The 26527-nt window shown below is 47.0% G+C and carries 28 protein-coding genes and 2 pseudogenes; 17 read left to right on the top strand and 13 right to left on the bottom strand.

Translation table 11 applies throughout. The features are described 5' to 3' along the window. Window positions 1-116 precede the first annotated feature (116 nt). Window positions 117-932, bottom strand: coding sequence for a lipid-binding SYLF domain-containing protein (locus tag QZ176_RS05825; RefSeq protein WP_295151890.1), 816 nt, complete (start codon window positions 930-932; stop codon window positions 117-119). A gap of 108 nt (window positions 933-1040) precedes the next feature. Here QZ176_RS05825 and QZ176_RS05830 point away from each other — a divergent pair, with 108 nt between their 5' ends. The 4 genes from QZ176_RS05830 (at window position 1041) to QZ176_RS05845 (ending at window position 5315) form a co-directional block, all read left to right on the top strand. Further along, window positions 1041-1853 carry a M23 family metallopeptidase gene (locus QZ176_RS05830; RefSeq protein WP_295151892.1) on the top strand — a complete coding sequence of 271 codons (813 nt, stop codon included), beginning with the start codon at window positions 1041-1043 and terminating at the stop codon, window positions 1851-1853. A 25-nt stretch (window positions 1854-1878) separates the two neighbouring features. Further along, the gene (locus tag QZ176_RS05835; protein WP_295151894.1) at window positions 1879-3786 is read left to right on the top strand and encodes a hypothetical protein; all 1908 of its coding nucleotides are present in this window, start codon (window positions 1879-1881) and stop codon (window positions 3784-3786) included. Between the two features lie 143 nt (window positions 3787-3929). After that, the gene (locus tag QZ176_RS05840) at window positions 3930-4493 is read left to right on the top strand and encodes a methylated-DNA--[protein]-cysteine S-methyltransferase (RefSeq protein ID WP_295151896.1); all 564 of its coding nucleotides are present in this window, start codon (window positions 3930-3932) and stop codon (window positions 4491-4493) included. Between the two features lie 645 nt (window positions 4494-5138). After that, entirely contained in the window at window positions 5139-5315 is a 177-nt protein-coding gene (locus QZ176_RS05845) for a hypothetical protein (protein ID WP_295151898.1), read from the top strand. A 249-nt stretch (window positions 5316-5564) separates the two neighbouring features. Here QZ176_RS05845 and dapE read toward each other — a convergent pair whose 3' ends face one another. The 6 genes from dapE to mobB all read right to left on the bottom strand — a co-directional run bounded on the left by dapE (window position 5565) and on the right by mobB (window position 10112). After that, entirely contained in the window at window positions 5565-6743 is a 1179-nt protein-coding gene (gene dapE, locus QZ176_RS05850; protein WP_295151900.1) for a succinyl-diaminopimelate desuccinylase, read from the bottom strand. Window positions 6744-6758: 15 nt separating this feature from the next. Then, window positions 6759-7355: a LysE family transporter gene (locus tag QZ176_RS05855; protein ID WP_295151902.1), complete on the bottom strand. Its 597-nt coding sequence runs from the start codon at window positions 7353-7355 to the stop codon at window positions 6759-6761. A gap of 547 nt (window positions 7356-7902) precedes the next feature. Continuing rightward, complete coding sequence (locus tag QZ176_RS05860) at window positions 7903-8061, bottom strand: hypothetical protein (protein WP_295151904.1); 159 nt, start codon at window positions 8059-8061, stop codon at window positions 7903-7905. Between the two features lie 495 nt (window positions 8062-8556). Next, window positions 8557-8766: a hypothetical protein gene (locus QZ176_RS05865; RefSeq protein WP_295151906.1), complete on the bottom strand. Its 210-nt coding sequence runs from the start codon at window positions 8764-8766 to the stop codon at window positions 8557-8559. Then, window positions 8766-9614 carry a class 1 fructose-bisphosphatase gene (locus QZ176_RS05870; RefSeq protein ID WP_295151908.1) on the bottom strand — a complete coding sequence of 283 codons (849 nt, stop codon included), beginning with the start codon at window positions 9612-9614 and terminating at the stop codon, window positions 8766-8768. Before QZ176_RS05870 ends, QZ176_RS05865 begins: the two co-directional genes overlap by 1 nt. Window positions 9615-9623: 9 nt before the next feature. Further along, entirely contained in the window at window positions 9624-10112 is a 489-nt protein-coding gene (gene mobB, locus QZ176_RS05875; protein WP_295151910.1) for a molybdopterin-guanine dinucleotide biosynthesis protein B, read from the bottom strand. Between the two features lie 100 nt (window positions 10113-10212). Here mobB and QZ176_RS05880 point away from each other — a divergent pair, with 100 nt between their 5' ends. Further along, window positions 10213-10734, top strand: coding sequence for a hypothetical protein (locus QZ176_RS05880; protein WP_295151911.1), 522 nt, complete (start codon window positions 10213-10215; stop codon window positions 10732-10734). A 10-nt stretch (window positions 10735-10744) separates the two neighbouring features. Next, window positions 10745-11701 (top strand): hypothetical protein, encoded by a 957-nt coding sequence (locus QZ176_RS05885; protein WP_295151913.1) that lies wholly within the window; start codon window positions 10745-10747, stop codon window positions 11699-11701. Between the two features lie 276 nt (window positions 11702-11977). Here QZ176_RS05885 and QZ176_RS05890 read toward each other — a convergent pair whose 3' ends face one another. Both QZ176_RS05890 and QZ176_RS05895 read right to left on the bottom strand, forming a co-directional pair. After that, window positions 11978-12790 (bottom strand): hypothetical protein, encoded by an 813-nt coding sequence (locus QZ176_RS05890; RefSeq protein WP_295151915.1) that lies wholly within the window; start codon window positions 12788-12790, stop codon window positions 11978-11980. Between the two features lie 362 nt (window positions 12791-13152). Beyond that, a complete protein-coding gene (locus QZ176_RS05895; RefSeq protein WP_295151917.1) occupies window positions 13153-13620 on the bottom strand; it encodes a hypothetical protein in 468 nt (155 codons plus the stop codon). 3 nt (window positions 13621-13623) lie between these two features. On the opposite strand from QZ176_RS05895, the gene QZ176_RS05900 reads away from it, so the two are divergent. Continuing rightward, complete coding sequence (locus QZ176_RS05900; RefSeq protein WP_295151919.1) at window positions 13624-13815, top strand: hypothetical protein; 192 nt, start codon at window positions 13624-13626, stop codon at window positions 13813-13815. Between the two features lie 34 nt (window positions 13816-13849). On the opposite strand, the gene QZ176_RS05905 is transcribed toward QZ176_RS05900, so the two are convergent. From QZ176_RS05905 to gltX, 4 genes are read right to left on the bottom strand one after another with little or no spacing between them, the layout of a single operon-like run. Continuing rightward, window positions 13850-14308, bottom strand: coding sequence for a hypothetical protein (locus QZ176_RS05905; protein WP_295151921.1), 459 nt, complete (start codon window positions 14306-14308; stop codon window positions 13850-13852). Window positions 14309-14325: 17 nt separating this feature from the next. Further along, a complete protein-coding gene (locus tag QZ176_RS05910; RefSeq protein WP_295151923.1) occupies window positions 14326-15990 on the bottom strand; it encodes a lytic transglycosylase domain-containing protein in 1665 nt (554 codons plus the stop codon). Then, a complete protein-coding gene (locus QZ176_RS05915; protein ID WP_295151925.1) occupies window positions 15987-16283 on the bottom strand; it encodes a YggT family protein in 297 nt (98 codons plus the stop codon). Before QZ176_RS05915 ends, QZ176_RS05910 begins: the two co-directional genes overlap by 4 nt. Beyond that, window positions 16270-17586, bottom strand: a complete 1317-nt coding sequence (gene gltX / locus QZ176_RS05920; RefSeq protein WP_295151927.1) for a glutamate--tRNA ligase — start codon at window positions 17584-17586, stop codon at window positions 16270-16272. The genes QZ176_RS05915 and gltX overlap by 14 nt, the downstream gene beginning before the upstream one ends. 114 nt (window positions 17587-17700) lie before the next feature. Here gltX and mscL point away from each other — a divergent pair, with 114 nt between their 5' ends. The 10 genes and pseudogenes from mscL to QZ176_RS05965 all read left to right on the top strand — a co-directional run bounded on the left by mscL (window position 17701) and on the right by QZ176_RS05965 (window position 26458). Next, window positions 17701-18102 carry a large-conductance mechanosensitive channel protein MscL gene (mscL, locus tag QZ176_RS05925; protein ID WP_295151929.1) on the top strand — a complete coding sequence of 134 codons (402 nt, stop codon included), beginning with the start codon at window positions 17701-17703 and terminating at the stop codon, window positions 18100-18102. Window positions 18103-18111: 9 nt separating this feature from the next. Continuing rightward, window positions 18112-18750, top strand: a complete 639-nt coding sequence (locus QZ176_RS05930; RefSeq protein ID WP_295151931.1) for a Crp/Fnr family transcriptional regulator — start codon at window positions 18112-18114, stop codon at window positions 18748-18750. Between the two features lie 3 nt (window positions 18751-18753). Next, window positions 18754-19881: a metallophosphoesterase gene (locus QZ176_RS05935; RefSeq protein WP_295151933.1), complete on the top strand. Its 1128-nt coding sequence runs from the start codon at window positions 18754-18756 to the stop codon at window positions 19879-19881. Continuing rightward, window positions 19882-20883 (top strand): archaetidylserine decarboxylase, encoded by a 1002-nt coding sequence (gene asd / locus QZ176_RS05940; RefSeq protein ID WP_295151935.1) that lies wholly within the window; start codon window positions 19882-19884, stop codon window positions 20881-20883. Window positions 20884-20977: 94 nt separating this feature from the next. Then, a complete protein-coding gene (locus tag QZ176_RS05945) occupies window positions 20978-21463 on the top strand; it encodes a prepilin-type N-terminal cleavage/methylation domain-containing protein (protein WP_295151937.1) in 486 nt (161 codons plus the stop codon). 4 nt (window positions 21464-21467) lie between these two features. Next, window positions 21468-21719: pseudogene (locus tag QZ176_RS10430) on the top strand (primosomal protein N'); the annotation flags it as partial. A gap of 657 nt (window positions 21720-22376) precedes the next feature. Then, window positions 22377-23705, top strand: a pseudogene (gene priA, locus QZ176_RS10435) (primosomal protein N'); the annotation flags it as partial. Window positions 23706-24329: 624 nt separating this feature from the next. Then, window positions 24330-24665 (top strand): hypothetical protein, encoded by a 336-nt coding sequence (locus QZ176_RS05955; RefSeq protein WP_295151940.1) that lies wholly within the window; start codon window positions 24330-24332, stop codon window positions 24663-24665. Window positions 24666-24842: 177 nt separating this feature from the next. After that, window positions 24843-25643, top strand: a complete 801-nt coding sequence (locus QZ176_RS05960) for a hypothetical protein (RefSeq protein WP_295151942.1) — start codon at window positions 24843-24845, stop codon at window positions 25641-25643. Between the two features lie 8 nt (window positions 25644-25651). Then, a complete protein-coding gene (locus QZ176_RS05965; RefSeq protein ID WP_295151945.1) occupies window positions 25652-26458 on the top strand; it encodes a hypothetical protein in 807 nt (268 codons plus the stop codon). The last annotated feature ends 69 nt before the right edge of the window (window positions 26459-26527 follow it).

Here is a 26527-nt window from a genome sequence, read left to right on the forward strand (position 1 = left end):
TAATAAATCTTTTTAAAAATAACCTATGCGCTTCGATTTCACATCTAGGCGCTCTAGCATAAACTCAACGCAAAGCTAAAACAAGAAGCCCCATAGGCGGGGCTTGGCTCGATAATTTATTTTGCTTTTTTAGCCTTTTTGCTTCGCGTAGCCTTAGCATGAGTTCTAGGAGAGCGGTTTGAGATGATCGGCTTACCATCAGGGTATTTTTTCTGCACGTGATTTACAGGTATCGCCGCACTGCCGCTAGCGCCGTATTTCTCGCCGTTTGTAAAATACTTCCTCATCACTTCTTTCCATCTTTTTGCGTATTTATTCGCGCGTGGAGAGTCATTTAAGATGTCCTCGTAGTCGTAAATTCTCTCGTAGAAGTCGTTAGTTAGTTGATCGTCGATAGTGATTCTGCCGTTGTCGATCGATACGCCTAGGTAGACGCCTGTTTGCTCGCCCGGGCTTACCATCCATGCAGAAATATCAGGTAGATCGGTTGCGCGACCGGTTCTTCTGCCTACGCCACCTGCTGCAGCACCTACATTGATCTCAAGGGTGTCTGTGCCGGTAAAAATGTCTTGATATGACTTTGTAGTGTGGAATATCATAACAATGTCGCTCGTCTCGTAGCCTGCTTGTAAGCCTACGCCGTAGCCTTTATATTTGATAAAAATCGGCGAACTCCACTCGCCGTTCTCGCCTTTGACGCTAAAAATTCCATCGCCGTATTGTAGCGATGCGCCCGCAGCTAAACGTTTTACGTCGGTTAGGATTGCGACGGCTTTGGCGCTGGTTAGATAGCGCTCATCGGTGCCGAAGTTATTAGCCGCTACGAAAGATCTAACGACGTTAGTCGCCGCTATAACCTCTTGATTTGCCACGACGTCCGCGTGCAAAAGACCGCAAAGTGCAACAGATGCTAGAAGCAAAAACTTTTTCATCATTTAATCCTTTTAAAATTGAATTTTCGTTATTATAACAGCAATTTCATTTGTTTTAGCTAATTTTTAACAAAAAATTGATGAAAAATAACGAATTTTGGAAAATTTATGAAATTTCTAGCTATTTTTGCACTTTTGGCGATCAAAATTTTCGCTTTAGACATAGTAAACGGTGATGTTGTTATCTTAAAATTAGATAAAAGCACAACCGAGTTGAGCTTTGGCTCAAAGCAAATTCCTCTCATCGAGGCACCAAATTCTAGAGATAAAATCGCCGTTCTGGTGGCAAACTACCGCGCTAAGGGGGATTTCGTGCTGCGGATAGTAGATCAAAGCGGCAGCCACGAGCAGATCGTCGCTTTGAAAAAGGGCGAGTACAAAAAAGAGGCTCTAAGTGTCGCTCCAGGCAAGGTTAAACCACCCAAAGAAGCCGCCGCGCGCATCAAAAAAGAGCTCGACGAAGCCAACGCGATCTATGCGATCACCACGCCGCGCTATCTTTTTTCCACGCCGTTTGAGCTGCCTTTAAACTCCAAAATAACTTCTGCATTCGGCAATGCTCGCACCTTCAACGGCGAGCTTAAAAGCTACCACAGCGGCACCGATTATCGCGCCGCAGTAGGCACTGCGGTGCGCGCCGCCAATGACGGCGTCGTAGTCATCGCCAAAGACCGCTACTACGCGGGCGGCTCGGTCGTGATTGATCACGGCGGCAGCATCTATTCGCAGTACTATCATCTAAGCGAGATCAAAGTGGCGCTTGGCGATCACGTTCACAAAGGCGATGAAATCGCGCTTTCGGGCGAGAGCGGTAGAGTTAGCGGCCCACATCTGCACTTCGGCATCGCGATCAACGGCGTGAGCGTCAATCCGCTAAGCTTCGTCGCTAAATTTAATGAAGTGGTTTTTGGCGAGCGCTAAAATGCCCTACAATCCGAAGGAGTTGATGAAAAAAATTCTCGCAGGTAGCGATTTTAAGCTAAAAGGCTCGGTCAAAGGCCGCGTGCGCGTCGCGAGTAGGGACGGAGCGATCGTAAATTTTACCGCCGCAGACTTCGGCGTGCAGAGCCTAAACGACAAAATTTCGCTCAGTGGCGAGCAGTTTGAGCGCTTTAGAGCTAGAATTTTTGGGATTTTAAACTCCGGCGGACGCGAGCTTGCAGGTAGGCTCACGCTCCCTTCTACGCCCAAAAAGAAAGCCCGCGCAGATCGTCTCCGCGCAGCGGATGGTTATGGTTATGCGGAGTTTGACGGCGCCTGCGATTTTGGTAGCTTTTGCGAAGGAGATTCGGGCGCAGTTTCGCCCGAGGCTGGCGGCAGCTTGGCAAAGACTTCGTATGCCACAAATGCGAGGCGCGGCGAGCGAGATTTTTCTGCGCGCAGCGCTCAGAGTGTGCGAGATTTTGCTTCACGAGCAGAATTTCAAGATGTTTTGCAAGCAGAATTTTATGGTGTGGCTCAGGCGGAATTTTGCGCAGATACCGCGTGGGATACGACGCGCGAGAATTTAATTTCGCAAAATGACACTGCGCAGGATGATATGAGCGTGGGGCTCGCCGCTAGTTTCGAAGAGAGCGCAAATGCGAGGAGTGAAAAATTTATGCTGCAAAGCTCTGCGCCTGCGAATTCTGCCAAAGAGCAAAGCTTCATTCCTACATCGCGAAATTTTGCTTCCACGCAAAGCTCTGCGCTCGTGAAAGATTCCGCATTTGAGGCGCAAAATTCTAATTTTATGGCGCAAATGGAGAATTTTGCAGCTGAAAATTCGTTTGTAGCAGAGCAGGGCACGGACTTACGAAGTAAAAATTCTACGGCGCAAAGCTCTGCATCAAAAAATTCCACTTTCGCAAATTCTGCGCTTGATATAAAGTGCGCAAATGATTGCAAGTCTCAAGGCTCCGAGTTTGCCAAGAAGCAAAGCGCTAATTTCGCTAGCCGCCGTGCTGCAAATTTTGTCTCAGAAAATACCTCGGAATTCGCGCCTCAAGATGAGAATTTAGTCGGTGAGAATTCCACGTTTTCGGCAAAAGGGCAAAATTACGCGCCCGAAAATTCCGCCGGGCAAAATTTAGCACAGAAAATCTCTGCACAAGAGTGGCAGCCTTTAAATTTGCCGCCGCAAGCAGGAAATGAATTTGCGCCCGAATTTGAGCGATCAGCGCAGCCCGCGTTAACGGGTGAGAATTCTACGGTTGCTTCTTCTATGGCGGAGGGGGCGCTTGGTGATGAGCCCGCGTCTGCTGCTTTTGGGAGCGAATTAACTTTTGCGGCTAAGCCCGTAAATTTCTATGGTAAGCCTGCGCGCAAAGCGCCTACGAAAGAGCGCGCGAGCCTTCGAGAGCGTCCGCAGGCTCTGCCTATTACAAGCGCTTCGCGTCCTATCTCGCTACCGCAAGCGCCTAGAGCTAGGCTCATCGAGCTTGAGCCGCGCTTCATAGGCATCGCGCACAGGATTAAAATTTCGTTTTTGAAAAAGAGCGCGAGCGAGCCTGGTGAAGGGGTTTTGGCGCGCGTTCGTATTCCACTTTTGATGGAGAATTTCGGTCTTAATGATATTTTGTCGTCCACGGCGAGCTACCAAATGGCGAAAAAAATGGTGCGCACGATCGCCGATCTTTACATCGCCAAGGACCTACGCGGCGTACACATAGGCATGCCGGTGCGCCTTGAAATGGGCTTTAAAAGCGGCATCTCCGACGTCAGCAACCACGCCTTTATCTTTAAGCTCGTCGAGGACAGCCTCGTTAAAAACGGCGTCATCGACGATGATAACGCAGATATCGTGCGCGAGATCAAGCTCTTTAAGCAGGACATTTTCGATGGGGTTTTAGTAAACCTCGTGCGGTTTGAGTAGAGGCTTTGGGGCGCCTTGCGTGTAAATTTTAAAAAATTCGCGTTACCGCATTAAATTTCGCCGTTTTCGAGCTTTAACTCGCACCGCAACAAGCGCTTTTTAAAATTTTTTGATCAAACCAGTAAAAATTTGAAAGGATTGAGATGCAAAAAGCCTTTTTTAATTCGCCCATTGGAATGCTTGAAATTTGTGATGACGAGATCGGGATCTGCAGCATCGACTGGGTCAAAAGCTCTGCCTGCAGCCCCATTGATGAGATCTTTAAAAAACACGACGCAGGGCTTAAATTCGGCTTTGTGCGTGCAGCGGATGATAAAGGACGCGATTTAAAGCTTAGTGATTTAAGAAAGAATTTGGCTCTTTGCACCGACGAGCTTAGCGCCTATTTTAGAGGCGAGCTTGAAAGCTTTAGCGTTAAACTGAGCCAAAATGGCACGCAGTTTCAAAAGTCCGTGTGGAGCGCGCTTTTAGAGATCCCCTACGGCGAGGTTGTAACATACAGCGAGCTAGCCCGGGCTATCGGCAGACCGCGCGCAAGTCGCGCAGTAGGCGGCGCAAATGGCAAAAACAAAATCCCCATCATCGTGCCGTGCCACCGCGTCGTAGCTGCGGGCGGGCTCGGCGGATACAGCGGTGCGGGCGGCGTAGCAACCAAAGCGTGGCTGCTAAACTTTGAAAGAGAAAGCCTAGCCAAATTGGGCAAGTGAAATTTCGTTAAATCCAGCCTTGCCGTTCAGGCGCTGATTTTAAAATTTTACCGCGCGACGCTGCGAAATTTCATAAAGCGATTTTGTAAATTTCTAGTTTTTACAGCAATTGAAATATTTAAAATTTAGCAAGGAGCCTGCTAAGCCGGCTTAAAGCCCTAATCTGGAATTTATCGCGCCGCAGATGCTTGCTATGAGTGGTTGAAATTTTTCACGGCGGTAAAATTTAGCCTCACGAAATTCTGCGCTGAAATCCTTGCGGCGATAAATTTCATCCTACACGCATTTGGCGCGGTAGCGTGCGAGGCGGTAAAATTTTGCCGCTACTTTCGTGCAAATACGGCGAGGATAGCAAATTTTGAGGCGGAATTTTGAATAGGTTAAAAATTCTGCGTCGCCACGCTGCAAGGGTAAAATCCAACGTCGCCGTATCAAAGCAAAGTAAAATTCTTAAATCGCGCTTGTCAGGCAGGGTTAAAATCCGCGCAGAAGCGGTAAGCGGGGCAGAATTTATCTCAGCGGCAACGTGACTAAGTAAAATTCTATAAACCCACGAAGCGGGCGGTATCCCAGCAGAAACGGCATTGTCTTAGCCAAGCTCTTGCGTAAGCGGCGGGCACGCCAAAGATAAAATTTTTCACGGATATGACAAAGTACAACAGTATGCCGCTAGAGTCACCTGACGAAGATGAAATTCTACGCAAAGAGAGCGAGATGAATTTTGCGCAAAGACCGCGCTATTTGCTGAAATTCGCGCAAAAGCAGTATTCTTTTAAAAAATTCCTAGTAGCGGTAGCGTTCGTCGGCGAAGCTCGCCTTTGAGGTGGTGGCGTTTTGCTAAGGCTTCTTGCGAAATCGACGTTGCATAGCAAAGTAATTGTAAAAGCGACGAGCGTGCTGTAGATAAAATTCTTAGCAAAAGCGGCGTAGCAGGGCAAAATTTCTACGCAATACGCGAGGCAAAGATAAAATTTGCCAAGTAACTACGAGTAAAATCCCCATAAAATTCGGCGAAGCTTGGTAGAACGAAGAATTTTTATCAAATCTACGCAGCTTTGCCAAATTCCTAAATTAGCCAAAATTTTCTATCAGATCGCTAAAAATTTTAGCTAAATTTTCGACGTCGCTAATCTCTACTCGTTCGTTGATCTGATGGATCGTGTCGTTTCGCACGCCAAACTCCGCCGTCTCCACGCCAAACTCCGCGAAGTATCTCGCATCGCTCGTGCCGCCTGCAGTGTTTAGCTCGGCTGCTGCGCCGCAGATCTTCTGCACGCTAGCGCTTAGTTTTTGCACGATTTTGGAGTTTCGCTGAGTTAAAAAAGGCTTTGAGGAGCTTTTTAACGCAAGGTGTAGCGACGCGCCTGCTCGTAGCTGCGCGGTGCAGCTCATTTCTAGCTTGCCGCAGGATTCGCTTTCGTTGCATAGCGCATCTTTTGCATCCAGCTCAAATAATCTCAGTACGTAGTTTCGCACATCTTCTAGTCCCAGCCCTACGCCGCCGCGGACGTTGAACATCACGCGTACGTCCTTGGGTGTTACGTTTACGACCTGTGAGCCACCGCGAATGTCGGTGATGACTATCTTGGCTGGAGCGAAATCATCGCTACCCGCGTCCAGATCATGCCCCGCTAGACTTGCAAGCGCCGGCGCTAAAATGTGGACAGGATTGATGCATTTATCAGGGTAGGCTGCGTGCCCGCCGATGCCAGTGAGTGTGAGGACGCCGTTAATTGAGCCGCGGCGACCGATCTTTATCGTGTCGCCGAAGCGCACTTCGCATGTAGGCTCCGCAACGACTGCGAAGTCGGGTAGGGCACCTTGCTCGCGCAATTTAGAGAGCATTTCGCGCGTGCCGTAGATGCCGTCGCCCTCCTCATCGCTGGTTAGCAGCAGGCTTAGCGTGCCCTTAAAATCGCGTGCCGCCGCTAGCGCGCAGATTGCCGCTGCGATGCCACTTTTCATATCCTGCGCGCCGCGCCCGTATAAAAAGCTATCCGCTTCTACCGGCTTAAACGGATCGCTCGCCCAGCCCTCGCCCGGCGGCACGACGTCGATGTGCCCGGCAAAGCATAGGTGCGGACCAAGCCCTAAGCGCTTGGTAAAAATCGCGTTAGTTACGCCGTTTAGCTCGAATCTATCCTCGCTAAAGTCCGCCAGCAGCATCGAGACATAGTTAAAAGCCCCGTCGTCGCTAGGCGTGAGCGAGCGGAATTTGATGAGCTCTTTTAGAATTTCAATCGGTTTCATAAGCCATCCTTTGGTTTAAATTTTAACAAAAATTATAGCGTATAAAAGCTTTAGTGCGAAAAATACCAAAATAAACGCCGAGATATATGCAAATGCCCGCACTACTATGTTTGGAAGCTTGCTACGGGCTAGATATATCGCAAGCGGAAAAAGCGTGATCCAAGCTAAGATTCCGCTTACAAGCCCCGCAAGGGCAAGCGCAAAATCTGCTCGCGCGGTGCCGGCAGAGACGCTGAGCCAAAACATAATGACGTATGGATTTAGTAAATTTATCAAAAAGCCTTTGCCGTAAAGCGCCGCGCCCGAGCAAGCCTCGACGCTTGCAGGCTGCACCGAGCGAGTCGCGCCATGCCAGATCGCGTACGCCGTGTAGAGTAAAAAACATGCGCCAAATACTGATATGCAGGCAAAAACGATCGGGATTTTGGCTAGCTGCGATATGCCAAACGCCGATAGCGCCAGATAGAGCATATCCGCGCTCATGGCACCGAGGCCCAAGCACAGCGCCTTGGTGTAGCTTCGCAGCGCGTAGGACATCATCAGCACGTTTACCGGCCCGATCGGCACGCTAACGCCCAGCCCCATCAAAACCCCTTGTACGAACGGTTGCATCCCTCTGCTTGTACTCCCCAAACTGCTCTAAAATTTCGGCACGCGGCGCTGCGAAAAAACCTATGGACGCGGCTTTGCGAATAGATCGATGACGCACAGCTTCGCGAATGGATCAATCCTAAAATTCCGCGCGCCCGTCGATTGGTTTTAAATTTTACGTGATCGCTGCCGTAATGTGCTCTGGCTCTAAAATTTTAATGCAAGCGTCGTAGTGCGCTCGGCTCTGAAATTTTTAACGCGAGCGGTCGCATGCGCCTCGGCTTTTAAATTTTAACGAGCGTTTCACATACACGCTCAGTCGCAAAATTTCAATACGAGCATTATGTGCTTGAAATTTATACGAGCATTCGTGCGGCGGACCCGCTCACTAGACTTCAAATTTAGCTTTTAAATTTTAACGTACGGATCGCGGTTTAAATTTGCGTTTTAAATTTACGGCTCGAATTTTGCGAGGTAAAATTTGCCGTTTCGCCTGCGTCGCTAAGTTTTCGAGTTAAATTCCGCAAGTCGAAATTTAAATTTCATCGCTGGTAGCAGAGCCGTCACTCTAGTCGTGAGCTAAATTTAACAAGGCAAAATTTAGATCGGCGGTAAACGGCGGCTCGCGCAAGTCAGTAAGTTTTAGTCGCGTAAATTTTAAGATCGCGGCGATAAAATTTAACCCGTCGAAATTTTGCTTTACGAAATTTCGCATATTTGCGCTCATAAACAGCTCATGATCGCAGATAAAATTTTGCTTTGCGAAATTCGCGCCTTAAAATTTTATCCGTAAATTTTAAAAATCCGACCGCGGAGGCCGAGATCAACGTTTGTCCGCTTCAATTAGCCGCGTGCCGAATTAACCGTATGTGCGTTTGAAATTTAGCCGCACGCCTGCAATTTAGCTACGCCCTCATTTTAAATTTTATCGGCCGCCGCAAAACCTGGCCCGCAAAACAGATGCGCCGCAGAGTAGACCCGACCGCAACACTAAATCGCGCCGTAAATTTTATCGTTTCGCAGTGGGACAAATTCCGTGCTGCAAAGTAAGAACCTGCGTGCCGCCGGATCAAATTCGCATCGCATAGCAAATTCCGAGCGAATTCCGCGCCGCAGCTTGGTTTGCAGAAATCTTGCGCGCAAAGCTCGCTTTGCAAAACCCCGTGATGCGAGAGCTTTAAGCAGTCTGCTTTGCAAAATTTCGCGATCGCAATAGCCAAATTTAAAACGAAAAATCCCCCGTCGCGCCGTGCGACATGCTCTCATAAACCGCTTTGACGTATTTGTCGCGTACCGCGCAATCTAGCAGCTTCTCGCACTCCAGGCAGCTGGTGAGATTGTGCTCTGCCTGGCACGCTTGCAGCGCGGCTAAGCTTTTATCTAAAATTTCGTCATAAACGTCGCGCGGCGCGCTGCTCTCGGTATCAGCCATCAGTTTTTCTCGCCGTAAATTTCATGCATCTTCGCGATCTCATACTTCGAGCCGAAAAAGCAAGGGCTGCTTTGGTGGATTTTCTCGATTTTAAGCTGTAAAAGCGAGCCGTTCGCGCCGTCGCTGGTGGCGCCTCCTGCGCGCTCGAAGATGAACGCAAACGGCAGAACCTCGAAGGTTACGCGAAGCTTGCCGTGCGGATGATCGCTAGTAGCGGGGTAGCTGAAAAGTCCGCCGCCTTTTAATAAAATTTGATGCAGATCACTTACCATCGCGCCGCTGTATCGCAGGCGGTAGCCCTCATCAAACAGCGTGCGCACGAGCTTTCGGTGCGGTTCGCTCCAGCCCTTTTGCGTCGCGCCCGTGGCGTTTAGCTTGCCTTTTTCGTTCAGTCGCAGATCTTTTACGAAGCTAAATTTACCCTCGCGATTTAGGCGGTAGAGCTTCGGTGCATCCTCGCAAACGACCATCTCAAGGCGCGGCCCGTAGATGCAATAGATCGCCGCTTTTAAGTTTGCGGGCGAAATTTCATCCTCGTAGATGCCGAAAATCGAGCCCACGGCAAAATTTACGTCCACCAAGCTCGAGCCGTCGAGCGGATCGTAGGCGATGATTAGGCGCGCGTCCTTTCGAAGCTCTAGCGCCTCCTCTTTCTCCTCGCTGATTAGTGCACGCACGAGCGGATTTTTGCGAAATTCTGCCTCGATTATGGCGTCGCTTTTTACGTCGAGTTTGAGCTGTGTATCGCCCGTACTGTTGTGATGATCGGTGTAGCCGAAGTCCGCGTATTTCAGCTCCTCGGCGATTTGTAGCGCGATATTTTGGATTGATTTTATGATCTCTTGCATTTTATTCCTTTACATTTTTTTGGCGTTTTTTAAGATCCATTCGCTAATGCCCGCAGCGTCGTTGATGTCGAAATTTACCAGGCAAAACTTATCCATCTGCTCGCCGCTTAAATTTGAAGCGATCGCGTCCGAAAATGGCAGATACGCCGGATCGATCTTGTCTCGAAACAGGCTTATGCGCGGCAGCGGCAGCGTCTTTAGCCCCTCTACGAGCAAGATATCAAACTCGCCTAGCATCCGCACGACCTCGTCAATTTGCATACAGCGCTGCGAAAAATAGCTCGTTCGCGTCGGGCTCATCACGACGGTTTCGGCGCCGAGCTCGCTAAATTTGGCGCTGTCCTTGCCCTCTACGTCAAAGCGCGCTTTATCGCCAGGATCGTGCTTTACGATCGCGATCCGCAGCCCGCTAGCGATAAAAATTTTAGCGATCTTGCAAATTAGCGTCGTTTTGCCGCTGTTGGAAGGGCCTGAAAATGCGATAACAAGTCTTTTCATTTTTAAAATCCGGCTTTTTAGGATGAGCAGATTGTAGCGAATTTAGCCTTTTAAAAAGCAAAATTCGTTAAAATGCACCTAAAATTTCAAAGGAAAATCGATGAAGAAATTTGATTTTAGCGGCGCGCTAAACGGCCTGCTAAAGGGCGCGCTCCTAGCCGCGCTAGCGCTATTTTTAAACTCCTGCTCCGCAAACGATCCCCGTCACGATCCGCTTAAAAACGAGTTTTTGGCCTACACGCAAAAATTTGAATCGGTGCGCGCGGGCGATCGCTATTTGGGGGTGGCGACCTATCTAAATCCCGTCGCGCCCGAGCTTAGAAACGCCGCGGAGGACGAAGTGTTTTTGCTCACCTCCTATCCTAAAGAGATCCAGATCCTCGCGGTGCAGATCAACGGCGCAAACGCAAACGTAGTGCCGCTAAGCGACGGCGATCCGCTTTTGCAAAAGGAGCTTTTTAAGATCGCGTGGGCGAGCCGCTACAAGATCACCGCGCCTAAGAGCGATAAGGACGAGCTGGTGCTTAGCTACCGCACCTCAAATGGTCTGGATGCCACGATGAAATTTCGTAAAATTTCAAAGTCGCTGTATTGGCAGCCGCAGATCGATCTGAAAGATTAAAGGAGAGAGGGTGGGCTACGACATAAGCTATCACGCGATCGGCAAAGATGAAATTTCGCAGTGGTATTTTAAGCCGCTAAAGCTCGCGCAGAAGGGAGATTTTGAGGCTATCGCTAAAATCGCGCGCGAAGCGGGGATGGATGAATTTTATGTAGAAAAATACGCGGATGGCTTCCGCTCGGCGCTGCAGTACGGCACGCAGGGGATTTTTAATAAAACGCACGGATTTCACCTTGCCGTGGCGCAGGGCTATTTTAGAGAGTATTTTTACACGCGCGGCACGGCGTTTAGTTTTTTAGCGGAGCAAAGCTCTAAATTTAAAACCTATATAAGCGATTGGCGCGAGGTTTTGCCGGCGGAATTTCTAGCGGAATTTAGCGGCGAAATTCACAACGAGATCGTCGAAAACTATTGCTGCGGCGCGTATCTTGGCGCCGATAACGTGCAGAAACTGCTGCGCGATTATGAGGCGGGCGGCGAAATCAAATCTGCCGTAGATGAGTTTTATGCGCAGAATTTGCCCGTGTTTTTAAAGGCGCTAAATTTGGCGCGCGAGCTTGAAGTGGGACTACTTGAGGCTACCGAGGTGGTTGAGCCCAATCCGATTGATCTTAATAGGTCCGAGTCGTTTTCAAATCTTTTTAATTGCGATACTCAGGGCGCGCTGATATACGCGGAAATCGCCGCGCAGCAGATCGGCGAGGCGATAGAGCGAGATAAGGCAGGCGGAGGCGGTACGACGGGCGGAGAGAATTCTGCCTTGCGCGGCGTCGATGTAACGGGCGGCGGCAGTGTGATGGAAGCGGATGGCGGCGCAATGAAGGTAAGCAGTGGGAATTCCGTCCCGTACAGCGGCGATACGATAGAAGGCGGCAGCGAAAATTCCGCCGCAGAAGATCATGAAGACGCAGCCTCCGCAGGCGGCGAAAAGTCGCTTTTCGGCAAGATCAAAGGGCTTTTTAAATAGCAATTTGATCGCTAAATTTTATTCCGCAGAAGCTCGCGCGGAGTTAAGGTCGTAAAATTAAATCATCTTGCGCTCGCGAGCTCTGCGCTGCGCGGTTAAATTTAGCTAAAACGGCGCAGTCGGCAAGCGCAAATTTAAAATTTGAAACTTGCCGAAATTTTAAAACGGTGGCTTGCATATCCGAAGTTACGAAATTTTAAAGCATCGCAAATAGGTCGCAAAAGAGGCTAAATTTAAACCCGTCGCGGCCTTTGCGGCGGATAAGCTGTAGATAGTTTATCTGTTTAAATTTTTGATCTTTTGTTGATCCAGCGGCAGTATTGATCGAATTTTTATTATGACCGTATCGTCTTTATGGGCGTCTCCGCCTATTAAAACGCCTCCGTCATCCGTGCTTACGGCGCTTTTGAGCCAAAAGTCTTGCAGTTTCGCTTTGTTTTCGCTCAATATATTGCCGTCCAAATCGAGCTCTAAAAATATCGTCTGATCCTCCGAGGCGTCGTTTGCGCCGATCAAAAGTAGTCCGTCTTTGTAGTTTGCTAATTTATAGGTTGCGTTTAACGTGTCGGACAGATCGCAGACGCCGCGATCTCTTCCGCAAATTTGCTTTCTCCAAATTTCATTGCCTAAGGCGTCAAATTTTGCGATATTTGCGCCGAATTTTGCCAGTAGAAATATCGATCCGTCCTTTGCTTTTAGCAGCTGCGCTTTCTGATCGATTACAAGCTCGTCCGAGGCGCCGCCATCCTTCGTGCGGGCGAAATTTACGCTCTTATGCCAAAGCTCGTCGCCCTTAGCGTTAAATTTTAAAAATCCGTCTTTTTCGATGATGAGCAGGATCTCACTTTCGGATATTTTGGCTATCCTTGCCATGGTGCCGTCAAACGGCCTTTTGCTCTTTGCGATATTTAGCTTTTTCTTCCATAGCAGTTTTTCTCTCTCGTAAAAGCGCAGATCGTCGTTTTCATCTATCGCGGCAAATTTATCGCCGAAGCTCGCTACTTCTTTAAATTTAAGCGGAAATTTGTAGATTATCTTTTTCGTTTTGGCATCTAAAATTTGATTATCCAAAAGCGCGTATGAATCCATCGCCGCTACCGGCATATTGGCTGCGGATACCACATTTAATTTTTTGCGCCAAAGTTCCGCTCCCTGCTCGCTTAACGCAACTAGCGAGACTCGGTATTCGTCGTTTGCGCTTGCAAGGAGTAGATATCCTTGCGGAGATTTTATTATGTTATCGACGGTTCGAAAGCCGTTTTTAGCGTAAGGAAGATCCCAGATCGCGCCTTTTTCTTCAAAGCCTTTTTAGGCTAAAATTTCATTTTGCATCTGCACAGATTGAGCGGATCTCTCGGCGGAGTTTAACGAGGCGAGATCAAGCCCGCTTATGAACGCTCCGTTTCTCGTAAAATAGGAAAAAAATAGATATTCGCCGCGAGATTCGACGCTTACGCCTTTAAGCTCTGCGGAAAGAGATATCTTTTTATCAGAGCGGGGTCGAGTTTGTTGCTAAAATCGATCAGATCCACGCTTGGAAATTCCCCTTTTTCGGATATTTTTTTGCCTAAGTAAGCTAAATTTAGATCCTCTATGACTTTAAAATTATTTAAATGCGCGCCGCTGTAATACGCGCTTGATTGGGCCGTGTTATTTTCGCCTAAATCATACAGCCCAAATTCGCTCCAATTTGATGAAAATACTCGCTTGCCGTCTTTGGATAGCGCCATTTTATCGATTTCTAAATACGGATGAGCGATATAGCGGATCTGCTTTAAGATATTAGAGCTTTGCGCGGCATTTGCGCGGTATTTATCCATATCCGATATGTCTAAAATATAAAACCCCGTCCAGCTTGCCAGCAAAAGCTCATTCTCAGAGAGTAGTTTCAGATCGCCGAGTTCCTTTATTTCGGACAACCTATGCGGCGCGCAAGCGTAATCGTATTCCCGCTTAGTGACTTTGGAAGGGGCGATAAAATAAGCAAACTGCGTAAATTTATCATCTTTTACGTCATAGGCGGTAAGGGTGCTGAAAAAATCCTTCGCAAAGAGGGTGCGTCCGTCGCTGGAAAGCTCTATTTTATTTACAAATCGCGCTTCAAGCCGAGCTGAAATTTTAATATCCCTTCGGTCGCTAAGATCCAGCTTATAAATTCCGAAATTCGGATCGGCGACGAATAGACTTACTGTCTTTGCTCTGCGTGATATCTATGTAGGCGGGATCAAACTCATGCTGCGGAAAAGGAAATATGCCTGCAAGCCTTAGAGTGCGCGGCTCGGTAACATCGATCAGGACGATGCCGCCCTTGTCGTCGCCCAAGCCGAAGAGCGTATTTTGATCCTCAGAAAGGCGCAGCTCGTAAATTTCAAACGGAAGCTTAAGCGCGTTTTTTGCAAGCTCCCTTTCCTCTAAATTTACCTCTTGCAGCGCGCCGCCCTGTTTTTTAGCGGCGGCAAGATCGCTTTTAAGGATTAAAATTTCATCCTCCTTAAGCGATTTCGCGGTATCTTTGGTAGGCGAAAAATTTTGAGTCGCCGCGCAAATTTCGCAGATAAAAGCCGAAGCGGCTAAAATTTTAACTATAAAATTTCGCTTTGCTTTCATTTCGCCGCCTCGCAAATTTATCTAAAATCGTCGCTTCTGCTCGGTATCAGCAGATCTTGCAGCTCCTGTTGTACTGAGATTTTCGCGCGCGGATCGAGGATTTGCGAGTAGATGATGAAGTTTGCGAGCACCTTTTTACCGTAGTCCCTACTCTCGGCATACGGCACGAGCTCCATGCTAAGCCACGGCTCAAATTTGCCCTTATTAAACATATCGCCGCGCTGAAGCATCTTTTTGACGAGCCCGAGCCCGCCGTTGTAAGCGTATGCGATGAAAACCGGACTATAAATTTTGCGCTCCAACCAGTCGATATGGATGTTGGCGAAGCGGTAAGCGACCTCCGGGCGGAACATATCGTCTTGATCGAAGCCGTCGATTTTGAGTTGCTTTTTGCCGATCTCGTTAGCCAAAAACGGCATAAATTGCATCATCCCAAGCGCATACGACGTAGATACCGATGCGGGTACGAAGCGGCTCTCTTGGCGTGCGAGCGCCAAAATTAGCGCCTTGCGGCGGTTGTCGCCGTCGCCGATATATTCCATAAACGGCGTCGGATAGAAGTTATCCTTGCCGCCGCTTGCTTTATTCATAATGTATGAGTACTCGCCGATGCTTTGCTTAGTATCGAATTTTTTGGCAAATTCCAAAAGCTGCTCGCGCGACATCCGATCAGCGCTATTTTTCGTGCGAACCCAAGCGAAAGGATCGGTGATATCGTAGCCTTCGATGGAATTTTTAGCAGGATTTGGGATGATTATGTTTAAATTCCTATCCCCTAAGACCTCCTTGGCATAAAGCGCATAGAGGCTGTAATAATCGCTGCTAGCAAGCTGACGCAAGACATTTTGATCTCCATTTAGCAGGTAGATCCAAAATTTCGCATTGTGCACGTCGTGAGGTTTCTCAAAGCTCGCAGCCGCGCGGCTAAAAAATGCAAGTGCAGCCCCTTCATCGCCATGCATGACGGCATTTACGCCTAGCATAAACGCTATGTCCTTTTCTACGGCCGACGGATCGACGCCCGTAAGCGAGCGGCGCAAGTGCGGGTATTTGCGGTTGATTAGCGCGTCGTTGAGAACCGCTTTGAAGCCTTTTTGCGAAGCCAGTTCGCTTACGAAGGCTGCGTCGGCGTCGATATCGATCAGAGCGTCCTTGCCCGCGCCTTTTAAGTAGTCGTAATATAAAAAGTAGTTTTGCGCGTTGCGGCTCTGCATAAAATACTCGCTCGGATTTTTGTCGTTAAATCCGCGCAGTAAATTTACGGCGTTTCTACTTGCTGCGTCTTGGTGCTTTTCAAGCTGCGAAGCGAGCGTCTCGCGCACCGACGGGCTTAGCTTGGCGATAAAATTTGGATAGGAGCGCGCCTTTTTGCAGGTTAAATTTGCATCTAAAATATTGGCGGAGGTAACGCCTGCGCAGCGATCCGGACGCTTAGGAGGGCGAATGGCGCCAAAAATTCTATCTAGCTTCTCTTTTAGCTTGCCCTTGTAGCGAAAGATGCTCTGTTTTAAAGCTCTAATCTCCGCTTTGTTGTATTTCGTCTCATCTATTAGGCGATAGATGTAATAGTCCTTGGCTAGGGATTTGGGCTCGTCTTTGATCTGTTCGTAGCTTAAAATTTTACCGCTACTTACGGCGCACAGCAAAGTTAAAATAAGGCAAAATTTACAGATGGCTCTCAAAGAACGCTCCTATTTAGAATATAAATTATCATATTATCAAAAAACATTAAAACAAATAAAATCACTAACGGCGAAAGATCAAAGCCGCCGAAAGTCGTAGGCAGATAGCGACGCACCAACGCAAACGCAGGCTCAGTAAGCGCAGAGATCACGCGGATGATTTTATAAAATTTACCGAACGGATTTGGGCGGATGAAACTTAAAACGCAGGCGACGAAAATGAGCATCATATAAGCTTGAATCACGTAGTGAATACTCACTAAAATGCCGTAAAATACGCTATTTAGTAGCATCGAGTATCTCCTTTAAATCGGCGCGGATCAGCGGATACAGCTCGCTAAGCTCCGGACCGTGAGGCACGCCGGTTAGTAAAAATCTAAGCGGCATAAACAGGCTCTTGCCCTTTAAATTTGTAGCCTGCGAAAGCGCCGCTTTGAAATCATTAAATTCCATTGGAGCGCCGTTTGAGCTTAATAAATTTAAGATCGCCTCTCGCAGCGCCTGCGCCTGCGCCGCCCACTCCTGCGGGATATCTTTCGCGCCGTAGATCGCTGCGATCTTTTCTTTAATCTGCGGGATTAGGCTCGCTTCTTGAGTGTAAAATTTTATCAAAGGCGCAAATTTCGGCTCAAGCTCAAAAAGCTCTGCTAGGCGCTGCTTGCTCGCTCTTTTGATATGCTCGCGGTTTATAAAGGCGAGTTTGTCCTCGTCAAATTTCGCAGGGCTTTTTGAAATTTTGGCGATGTCGAAAAACTCCACCGCCTCATCCATGCTAAAGACCTCGCGCGGCGTTTTGTTGCCCAGTAGGATCAGATAGTTCGCGATCGCTTCGGGCAGGTAGCCGCTTTGAAGCAGCCATTTTACCGAGGAGCTATCCTCGCGCTTGCTCATCTTTTTGCCTTCGGAATTTAATATGATCGGCAGGTGCGCGTATTTGATCTTACCGTCGTAGCCGAGGCTTTGGCGGATCCAGTTTTGCTTCGGGGTGTTTGAGACGTGATCCTCGCCGCGAATTACGAAGCTAACGCCCTGCATCATATCGTCGCAGGCGCAAGCGAAGTTATATGTAGGCGTCTTGTCCGCGCGCATGATGACGAAGCTGTCGATATTCTGCGGCTCAAATGCGATACGACCCTTGATCGCGTCGGTAAATTCCAGCGCGTGATCCGGTTTTTTGAGGCGGATGGTAAAGGGCTTTTCGCAGCCAAGCACCTCCTGCGCGCTTAAATGCTCGCAGTGCCCGTCGTAGCGATACGCCTCGCCCGCGTCTTTGGCGGCTTGTTTTTTCGCTTCAAGCTCCTCCTCGCTGCAAAAACAGCAAAACGCCTTTTGCTCGGAGAGCAGCTTGGCTGCGAACTGCTGATGAAATTTTAAATTTTTGCTTTGATAATACAGACTCTGCCACGAGATGCCGAAGCGCTTTAAAATTTCGATTATCTCTTGATCTTTGCCTTCGATATTGCGCGCAGTGTCGGTATCCTCGATACGCAAAATAAAGCCGCTTTGATCCTGCAGCGAGCAGATGTAGTTGAAAATAGCCGCGCGTAAATTTCCGATATGCATATCGCCGGTGGGCGACGGAGCGAAGCGATACAATTTAAATCCTTTGAGTTTAAATTTAAGCTGGGATTATACTTTCTACTTCCTAATAAAAAGCAAAAACAAAGCAAAAATAAGCTAATATCGGCGCATCTTATTCAAGGAGACAATATGGGTTTCATTCAGGAATTCAAAGAATTCGCGATGAAAGGCAATGTCATCGATATGGCGGTGGGCGTCGTCATCGGCGGGGCTTTCGGTAAGATCGTAACCTCGCTCGTAAGCGACATTATGATGCCGATTTTAGGACTTCTTACGGGGGGGATGAATTTTACCGATCTTAAGATCGTGCTAAAAGAAGCGGTGGGGCAGACTCCGGCCGTTACGATAAACTACGGCTCGTTTATCCAGGTAACGGTCGATTTTATCATCATCGCGTTTTGTATATTCTGCGCGATCAAGGCGATCAATAAGCTTAAAAAGCCTGCTCCTGCGCCGGAACCTGCCGCACCTGCCGAGCCTAGCGAAGAGATTAAACTTCTTAGCGAGATAAGAGACCTGCTTAAAAAATAGGTTACGGCGATGCTTGAGAGAATCCCTTATTTTAAAGCTCTAAGCGCAGCGCAAATCGATCGTTTGGAGCAGATTAGCATCCATAAAAGCTACAAAAAGGGCGAAATTTTATTTTTCGAGGGCGAGCGCTCGCAGTATCTATTGATCCTGCTAAAAGGAATTTTAAAAATCTATAAAACCTCCGCAAAGGGGCGTGAGATCCATATGCGCGAGATCCGCCCCATCTCGCTCGTGGCGGAGATGGTAAATTTCGAAGAGACGAGCTATCCTGCAAGCGGCGTGTTTTCAACAAACGGAGAGGTGCTAAAGATCGATTATGAAAAATTTAAAAACGAGTTTATGAGCGATCCAAAGATTTGCCTGGAGCTTTTAAAATCGATGTCTGAGAAGATCCGAGCGCTAAATGCGGTCTTTGATAATCAAGTCGTGCTTAGCTGCGACGGCAAGATCGCTAAGTTTATCAGCGAGAATTTCGATATTTTTATGAGCACGAAATACACCAGAATAGCCAGAATTCTAAACGTGACTCCCGAGACATTTTCGCGCACCATCACTAAATTTAAAAAGAGCGGCGCGCTAATTTTAGACGATAAGCAAGAAATCACGGGCTTTGATAAAGATAAGCTGGACGAGTATATCCAAGGCTAGAGTTTGAAAAGCGCCTATATTTTCCCGATCGTCGGCACGGTTTTATTCCTGTTTTTTAATCTTTACGTCTACAGATCGATCGGCGCGCGCTTTACGCCATATAAAGGCTTCGCTACGTTTCGCCCCGCCTTGAGCTTGCTTTGCGTAGCTTTGGCGATTTTAGATGCGATATTTTTTGTGGGTTTTGGGCTTAATGGAAGCTTCAAAAACGAGCTGCTTTATAAGGCTTGCGTATTCTGCACTGCGGCGTCCTTTTCGCTCTTTTTTATCTGCCTTGCTTACGATGTGCTAAGCGCCGCTGCGCATGTGGTTAAATTTAGCCAAAACAGGCGAAAATTTTTAAAAACCTTTATAGACGTAACCTTTGTAATAATGGCGTTTAGCTATATTTTTAAGGGGCTTTATAATGCACTAAAAATTCCAAAAATCACCGAGCGCGAAATAAAAATCAAAAACTTAGCTCGCGAGCTAAGCTTCGTCGTCATCTCGGATGTGCATCTGGGCGAGTTTTTGAAAAAGGAATTTTTGCAAGGCGTCGTAGCGCAGATAAACTTGCTAAATTACGACGCGCTGCTGATCGTAGGCGATATGTTTGATCTGCGCTCGGATGAGCTCGGGGATATTTTGCAGCCTCTTGAGGCGATCAAAAAACCTATATTTTTCGTCACGGGCAACCACGAGTATTACCGCGGCGACGCAAGCGGGCTTATCGCGGCGATGCAAAAAGCGGGCGTGCGCGTGCTGCAAAACGAAAGCGTGGAATTTGAAGGGTTAAATTTAATGGGCGTGCACGATCTTAGCGGCTTTCGCTTCGGATACATGCAGCCAGATTTAAGCGCTGCGCTAGCGCAGGCAGACCCCGATAAACCAAAAATTTTACTCGCGCATCAGCCCAAATACGTCGTGGATTTCGTGCGCGACGAGGTCGATCTGTGTATCTGCGGACACACGCACGCGGGGCAAATTTTTCCGTGGACGCTTTTGGTACTGCTTAGCCAGAAGTATCTTTACGGGCTGTATAACGACGGGCTGAAGCAAATTTACGTAAGCAGCGGCGTAGGGTTTTGGGGCCCGCCGATAAGGGTCTTTGCCGATGCGGAGATCGCGCTGCTTAAGCTTAGAAAGGCATAGATGAGAAGTTTTATTTCGAGAATTTTCGGGGTTATCGCCGCGGTGAAATTCCCTAAATTTATACAAAATTTTATCAACCGCAAATATGTGGAATTTTTCAAAATCGATATGAGCGAATTTGATCCGCCGCAAAGCTACGTGAGCCTAAACGCGCTTTTTACTCGCCGCTTGCTGCGTCCGCGCGAGATAGCGGCAGACGAGCGAGCTTTCATAAGCCCCAGTGACGGCGTGATCTTTGAGAGCGGGACCTGCGCCGATATGCGGGCTTTTAGCGTAAAGGGCTGCGAATATAGCCTTAGCGAGCTGCTAGGTCGCACGTTTGCGGCAAGTGAAAGCGGCGGAGCGGATACCCGCGACATTAAAAATTCAGATGACACCGCGGACGCCGCGCAAGCAAAAATCATAAGCGGCGAAAGCAGCGCAATTTATACTGCAAGCGACATGCGAGCTGAAATTTACGGCGATGAAAATAGCGTGAGTCGCAAAACGAGCGCAGAGGACGCCCAAGGCGGCGAAAATACAAGCGGCGTAAATTTAAGCTACGCAAACATCTATCTAAGCCCGCGCGATTATCATCATTATCACGCGCCGTGCGACCTGAGCGTGCTGCAGGCGCTTTATATACCCGCTGATCTCTACAGCGTGGCGAAGAAATTTTTACTTAAAATTCCAAACCTCTACGCTAAAAACGAGCGCGTAATTTTAAAGTGCAAAATGCCTGGCGGCGGGATTTTGTGGATGGTTTTCGTGGGCGCTTTAAACGTCGGCAAGATGAAATTTGATTTCGATACGCGAATACAGACGAATGCATGCGCAAGTAGATCTGAGGCGCTTTACGAATATGAAAATTTAAACTTTAAAAAGGGCGATCATTTGGGAAATTTCGAGCTGGGCTCGACGATCGTGCTCGTAGTGCAAAGCGAGTTTTTAAAATTTGAAATCCCGGCTGATACGTCCGTAAAATTCGGACAAAAAATCGCAGAATTTAATGAAATTTCATAAAATTCTATTTAAAATGCAGGATTTTTTCTTTAACTAAAATTAATTTTATTTAAATTTGGCTATAATCATCTCACTTTAAATCAAAGGATTTAACATGAAAAATTTAAAAGCTTTTACGATGATAGAGCTTGTTTTCGTCATCGTCGTTTTAGGTATTTTGGCGGGCATCGCGGTGCCTAGATTAGCCGCTACGCGCGATGATGCTACGATTGCTAAGATGCGCGGAGACATCGCTGCTATTAGAAGCGGACTTTCGCTAGTTAGAAGCGAGAATATGATGAGGGGCGTGACTACGTGGCCTGCTTTGGAGGGCTCGGACAACGCCACTCTTTTTGATGGCGTTTTGCAGCAACCTATCTACCCTATGAGAAACGGCGGCAGAAACGGCTGGACTTTGGTTAGAAATGGCAACGATAATGCCACATCTACATATACGGCTACCGTAGCAGGCAAAAGTACTAACTTTACTTATTATCCAACAAGAGCTAGTATACCTACTTCCGGTGCAAATAAAGATAGAAATGTAGGCTCATTCGACTGCAATCACGCTGATGATCTTTGTCAATCCTTAGCTCAATAGCTAAATGCTCTATTATGAAGTTGCGGTTTTGGGCGCTAGCCTAAAGCCGCTTACTTATAGTTCAAATTTTAAAATCCCAACTTATCAAATCGTATCCGTTCCCGTAAAATCAAGTGTCAAATCCGCCGTGATCCTGCGCGAGGTTGCAAAACCGACTTTCAAAACCAAGGAAATTTTAGAGATTTCGCAGCTTAAATTTAGCCCGTTTCAGATCGCACTTGCAAATTTTATCGCGTACTACTATGTCTGCGAAAATGGCGTTGCATTTGGGATCTTTGAGCCCGCGAGCGATACGGCGCAGGATTTGCGGAATTCGCAGGAGGATCCTACGACCGAGCGGAATTGCGCTTGCAAGCAAACTTCTACTTGCGAACAAAATTTTATTTCCGAGCAGAATTCCATCACCGCACAAAATTCTGTGCTCGACGATGATTTTAGTGCCACACACAATTTCGCCTCAATCCAAAATTCTGAATTGACGAAAAATTCTACTACCGCAGAAAATTCTGTTACCGTCATAAATTCCGTCATCGCGCCGGATTCCACACAAAAGCAAAATTTGAAGCAAGCGCTAAATTCTATCTCGCAAAATTTGGCGTCAAATTCTACCTCCGCTCAGAATTCTATCCAAGAGAGGGACTTTGTCGATGAGCAAAATTCCGTTTCAATTCAAAATTCTACATTGGCTCAAAATTCCGCTATGACAATAAATTTTGTTGCCGAACCTGATCCTGCACACAAACAAAATTTTGCCATAGCGCAGAATTCGATCCAAGAGTGGGATTTTACCGAGAGAGAGAATTCTGTTTTGATTCAAAATTCTACTTCAGCGCAAAATTTTATCTCAATTCAAAATTCAGACGCCGCGGCACAAAGCCCCGCCCCGCCGTCGCTATCCCTGCTTCAAATATGTAAAATTCCAAACCTCACCCCCGCGCAGGAGCAAGCGCGTAAATTTGCCGAAGCCAATGAGACGTCGCTTATTTTCGGCGATACGGGCAGCGGCAAGAGCGAAATTTATATCGCGCTGATCGCGCAGGCGCTCGCTGCAGGCAAGCAGGCGCTGTTTTTGATGCCAGAAATCTCACTCACACCGCAGATGACGAAGCGGCTACAGAGCTATTTCGGCGGGCGGCTCGGCGTCTGGCACTCCAAAATTTCGCCCAAGAAAAAGCGTGAAATTTTAGCGAAATTTAACGCAGGCGAGATCAGACTCATCGCGGGTGCCCGCTCGGCGCTGTTTTTGCCCTTTAGCGATCTGAGTCTCATCGTCGTGGACGAGGAGCACGACGACAGCTATAAATCGGCCGCCGCGCCGCGTCTAAATGCCCGCGACGCCGCGATTTTCGTCGGCAAAAAGCTTGGCATCCGCGTGGTTTTGGGCTCTGCGACGCCCGCGCTTAGCACCTACGCGAAGCAGCCGCATTTCCGCCTGCGCGGCACCTACTTTAGCAGCGCCAAGCGCTTCATTTTCGACGAGAGCGAGACGGGGCTGAGCCCCAAAATTTTAACCGAGATCGAGCGTAGCCTCAAAGCCGGCAAGCAAGCAGTCGTATTTTTGCCCACGCGCGCGAACTACAAATATATGGTCTGCGAAAACTGTGGGCAGATCGTGCGCTGCCCGTTTTGCGCCGTCGGGATGAGCTACCACGCGGACGCTGCGGCGCTGAAGTGCCATTACTGCGGCTTTAGCACGTTTTACAGGGCGTCTTGCGAAAACTGCGGCAGCGAGGTGATGCAGGCGCGTAAGATCGGCACGGGCGAGCTTGCGGCACAGCTTGCGGCGCATTTCCCGAACGCTCGCATCGCAAAATTTGATCGCGACGAGATCACCACGCAGCGCAAGCTTGAGGCGCTGCTAAATAACTTCAACGCCCATAAAATCGACATTTTGGTAGGCACGCAGATGCTTAGCAAGGGACACGATTACCACGGCGTGGATCTTGCGGTGATAATGGGGATCGACGAGCATCTGAGCTATCCCGATTTTAGGGCGCGTGAAAAGACGCTGGCGCTTGCGATGCAGGTGGCGGGCCGCGCGGGCCGCTCGGGGCAGGGCAGGGTCGTCATACAGACGCGTCAGAGCGGCTTTTTTAGGGATTATATCGAAAACTACGACGATTTTTTGCGCGACGAGGCGGAGTTTCGAGAGGGGCTCTATCCGCCGTATATGCGGCTTTTGCGCGTGCTGATCTCGCATAAAAACGAAAAGGCGGCGGGCGAGATAATGAACGTGGCGCTTGATCTTTTGCGCCGCAAACAGGCGGGAGATAGTGCGTTTATATCGCATGACGGGCTGAACGCGAGGGGAGCAAATTTAAGCGCTTTGAATTTAGAAAATTCTGCGCAGCAGGGCAGTAAGCAGATGTTAAATTCTAAATTTCAAAGCTTGGATTTGCGCGGGAGCAACGCAAATTTAAACCGCCAAAACGCTTCAAATTTGAAAAATAATGTGCAAATTACAGCTCGCGACGGGGATACGGGTAGCGTAAATTTAAAGCCTGAAAGAAACGGCGTCGCACAAAATTTTATAAATTTAGCAGCCGAAAATCTTGCCGAAAATTCCGCGCAGTATTTGAAAGAGAAAGCGAGCGAGAGCTTTGAGATCATCGGCTACGGTAAGGCTGGTATCGCCTATATCGCGTCGAAATTTCGCTTTGAAATTCTGCTGCGCGCTAGCTCGCACGTGCCGCTGATTAATGCCGCGCGCGCGCTTGAGCATCTGCCCGTCGAGATCGATATGGACCCCGTAAACTTCGGCTAAGCGCGATTTATAAAATTTTATCCGCATAAATTTTGTCCGTAGAATTTTACGCGATACTCAGATGAATTGAGGTAAGAAAGTAGATTTTGGCGGCGGTAGACCTTGCTACCTTGTATAATCAAATGCAGCGATACCATAATAAACGGCGAAAATGGCCATTGCAAAGTTTATTACAACCTCGATTTCGACTATATTCATTTTTACGACGGGCGAAATCAAGATATCGCGCTGGGCTACGACTTTGATAACGAAAGCATCGAGTTTTATAAAAAGCTATCAGATTACTATGATTACAAAGGCAAAAAATGCAGATCGCGCAGAGTATACAGCGAGTACCATGCGACATTTGCGATTGACAATTTTGAGCACGCGACGTTTTGGTTGGGAGATCATGGCGAATTTACCCTAAAAGATCCATACATTCATGAATGTGAATAAAAATGATTATGCTTTAAACGTTGAAAACTCGCTGTATATATCGGAGTATATAAATTCATATATATGGATATGATAACATATTTTATATCAGATTAAGTAATTATGTTATATAAGCTTATATAACCGATAATAAAAAACGCTTTTAGGATTCCAAAATCCCATTTTAAGGAGCAAGGGATGCAAATTCGTGCTTTTATTTTAGCGATCTTGTTTGCCGTATCGTTCGCAAAAGCGGACGATATAAAGCATCCATCGATGCCATGGCAACTGGAACCTATTTTATGGAAAATTCAAGATAAAAAAGTTGTAAGAAAAGCCCTCCACGAACCTATGATTCGGGGTGCAACTACGTTTAACAGCAAGAGTTTTTATTTTTTTACGATAGAAGATAATGCAACGCTCAAAAAAGAATATGAAGAGCATTTATCAAAAGAAAGAGACTTCTGCAACGACTTTTACAATGATCTGTTTGAATGGAAAAATATAAATATAATCAAACCTCTGGTTTTTGATACGACGGATTACAATAACCCCATTTTAAAGAAAAATATGGGCGATTGTTGGTATATGGATATGAATAAAACGATTAAAGACGGCTTTAGCGGGCGCGGATTTACATTGTATAAATTTGATAATAAGCTTTTGTATATTATGATTTATAAAACCACTCCTTATATATATCAGACGGATGATTTCGCAAATCTTGCTTACATTTTAGATCCCAAAGAGTGTAGTAAAATCACAAAAGATCCTCGTAGCAGGGTAAATTTGGAGATTCCAGGCAATATCATATATAAACCACGTCTGTTTTATGCCGAACCGATACGTTATAAAGATATAGACTATCTACTTTTCATAGATTTCGACAATACGCACAGCGGTCAATTACTAAACGTCGCAATCAGGAAATTTAAAGACGGTATTTTACAAATGCCTGTTTGTAGCAATTCATACTTAAACACGAAGCTTTATCGATAGGGGCGGTTATGTGGGTTCATATTTTCATCTTAATGATCGCATTCGTACTATTTGCGAATGCAAACGATGTAAGCGATACGGAAATTCCTTTTGATTTAAAAATAACTTTATGGAAAGCTAATGATAGGAAAGTAGTAAGAAGCAATCCTTCCGGTATGGTAGAAGGAGAAACCACTTTCAACGGAAAAACCGTTAGCTTTTGGCAAATAGATAGAAATGCAACGCTCAAAAAAGAGTATGAAGAGCATTTATCAAAAGAAAGAGACTTCTGCAACGACTTTTACGATGATCTATTCGAATGGAAAAATATAAGCGTAATCAAGCCTCTGGTTTTTGATACGACGGATTACAATAACCCCGTTTTAAAGAAAAATATGGGCGATTGCTGGTATATGGATATGAATACAACGATTAGAGACGGCTTTACGGGGAGAGGATTTACGTTATATAAATTTGATAATAAGCTTTTGTATATTATGACGTATAGAGATTTTCGGCAATACGAGATGTCTTTTGCAAATTTTATGTATATTCTAGATCCGCAAGAGTGCAGTAAAATTATAAAAGACCCCTCATACGATTCATATTATAGCAGGGCAGATTTTGAGGATTATCAAAATAAAATTGAAAGAAACACCCTGATTTATTTTGGACCGATAAAATATAAGGATAAAGACTATCTGCTTTTTATCGATTCCGTAAATTTAATAAACGGTCTTAAAGCGGTTTCTATTAAAATTAGTAAATTTAAAGACAAAGTTTCGCAAACATCCGTTTGTAGAAATTTGTATTTAAATACGAAAATTTACCATTAAGTAGTTAATCATACAAATACATTCAGTTGCGATTGATAATTTCGAGCATGCGAAATTTTGGTTAGGAAA

The organism is uncultured Campylobacter sp. (assembly GCF_905373215.1).
GTDB lineage: Bacteria > Campylobacterota > Campylobacteria > Campylobacterales > Campylobacteraceae > Campylobacter_B.

Bases quoted from the DNA above. Each gene is read 5' to 3' on its own strand.
- QZ176_RS05870 (WP_295151908.1), bottom strand. From the start codon at position 9,614: ATGCAAGAGATCATAAAATCAATCCAAAATATCGCGCTACAAATCGCC.
- QZ176_RS05865 (WP_295151906.1), bottom strand. From the start codon at position 8,766: ATGGCTGATACCGAGAGCAGCGCGCCGCGCGACGTTTATGACGAAATT.
- QZ176_RS05915 (WP_295151925.1), bottom strand. From the start codon at position 16,283: ATGCTACTAAATAGCGTATTTTACGGCATTTTAGTGAGTATTCACTAC.
- dapE (WP_295151900.1), bottom strand. From the start codon at position 6,743: ATGAAACCGATTGAAATTCTAAAAGAGCTCATCAAATTCCGCTCGCTC.
- mobB (WP_295151910.1), bottom strand. From the start codon at position 10,112: ATGAAAAGACTTGTTATCGCATTTTCAGGCCCTTCCAACAGCGGCAAA.
- QZ176_RS05930 (WP_295151931.1), top strand. From the start codon at position 18,112: ATGCTTGAGAGAATCCCTTATTTTAAAGCTCTAAGCGCAGCGCAAATC.
- QZ176_RS05830 (WP_295151892.1), top strand. From the start codon at position 1,041: ATGAAATTTCTAGCTATTTTTGCACTTTTGGCGATCAAAATTTTCGCT.
- asd (WP_295151935.1), top strand. From the start codon at position 19,882: ATGAGAAGTTTTATTTCGAGAATTTTCGGGGTTATCGCCGCGGTGAAA.
- QZ176_RS05960 (WP_295151942.1), top strand. From the start codon at position 24,843: ATGCAAATTCGTGCTTTTATTTTAGCGATCTTGTTTGCCGTATCGTTC.
- QZ176_RS05860 (WP_295151904.1), bottom strand. From the start codon at position 8,061: ATGAGCGCAAATATGCGAAATTTCGTAAAGCAAAATTTCGACGGGTTA.
- QZ176_RS05965 (WP_295151945.1), top strand. From the start codon at position 25,652: ATGTGGGTTCATATTTTCATCTTAATGATCGCATTCGTACTATTTGCG.
- QZ176_RS05835 (WP_295151894.1), top strand. From the start codon at position 1,879: ATGAAAAAAATTCTCGCAGGTAGCGATTTTAAGCTAAAAGGCTCGGTC.
- QZ176_RS05840 (WP_295151896.1), top strand. From the start codon at position 3,930: ATGCAAAAAGCCTTTTTTAATTCGCCCATTGGAATGCTTGAAATTTGT.
- QZ176_RS05825 (WP_295151890.1), bottom strand. From the start codon at position 932: ATGAAAAAGTTTTTGCTTCTAGCATCTGTTGCACTTTGCGGTCTTTTG.
- QZ176_RS05880 (WP_295151911.1), top strand. From the start codon at position 10,213: ATGAAGAAATTTGATTTTAGCGGCGCGCTAAACGGCCTGCTAAAGGGC.
- QZ176_RS05900 (WP_295151919.1), top strand. From the start codon at position 13,624: ATGCGGCGCGCAAGCGTAATCGTATTCCCGCTTAGTGACTTTGGAAGG.
- QZ176_RS05845 (WP_295151898.1), top strand. From the start codon at position 5,139: ATGACAAAGTACAACAGTATGCCGCTAGAGTCACCTGACGAAGATGAA.
- QZ176_RS05890 (WP_295151915.1), bottom strand. From the start codon at position 12,790: ATGGATTCATACGCGCTTTTGGATAATCAAATTTTAGATGCCAAAACG.
- QZ176_RS05855 (WP_295151902.1), bottom strand. From the start codon at position 7,355: ATGCAACCGTTCGTACAAGGGGTTTTGATGGGGCTGGGCGTTAGCGTG.
- QZ176_RS05945 (WP_295151937.1), top strand. From the start codon at position 20,978: ATGAAAAATTTAAAAGCTTTTACGATGATAGAGCTTGTTTTCGTCATC.
- mscL (WP_295151929.1), top strand. From the start codon at position 17,701: ATGGGTTTCATTCAGGAATTCAAAGAATTCGCGATGAAAGGCAATGTC.
- QZ176_RS05905 (WP_295151921.1), bottom strand. From the start codon at position 14,308: ATGAAAGCAAAGCGAAATTTTATAGTTAAAATTTTAGCCGCTTCGGCT.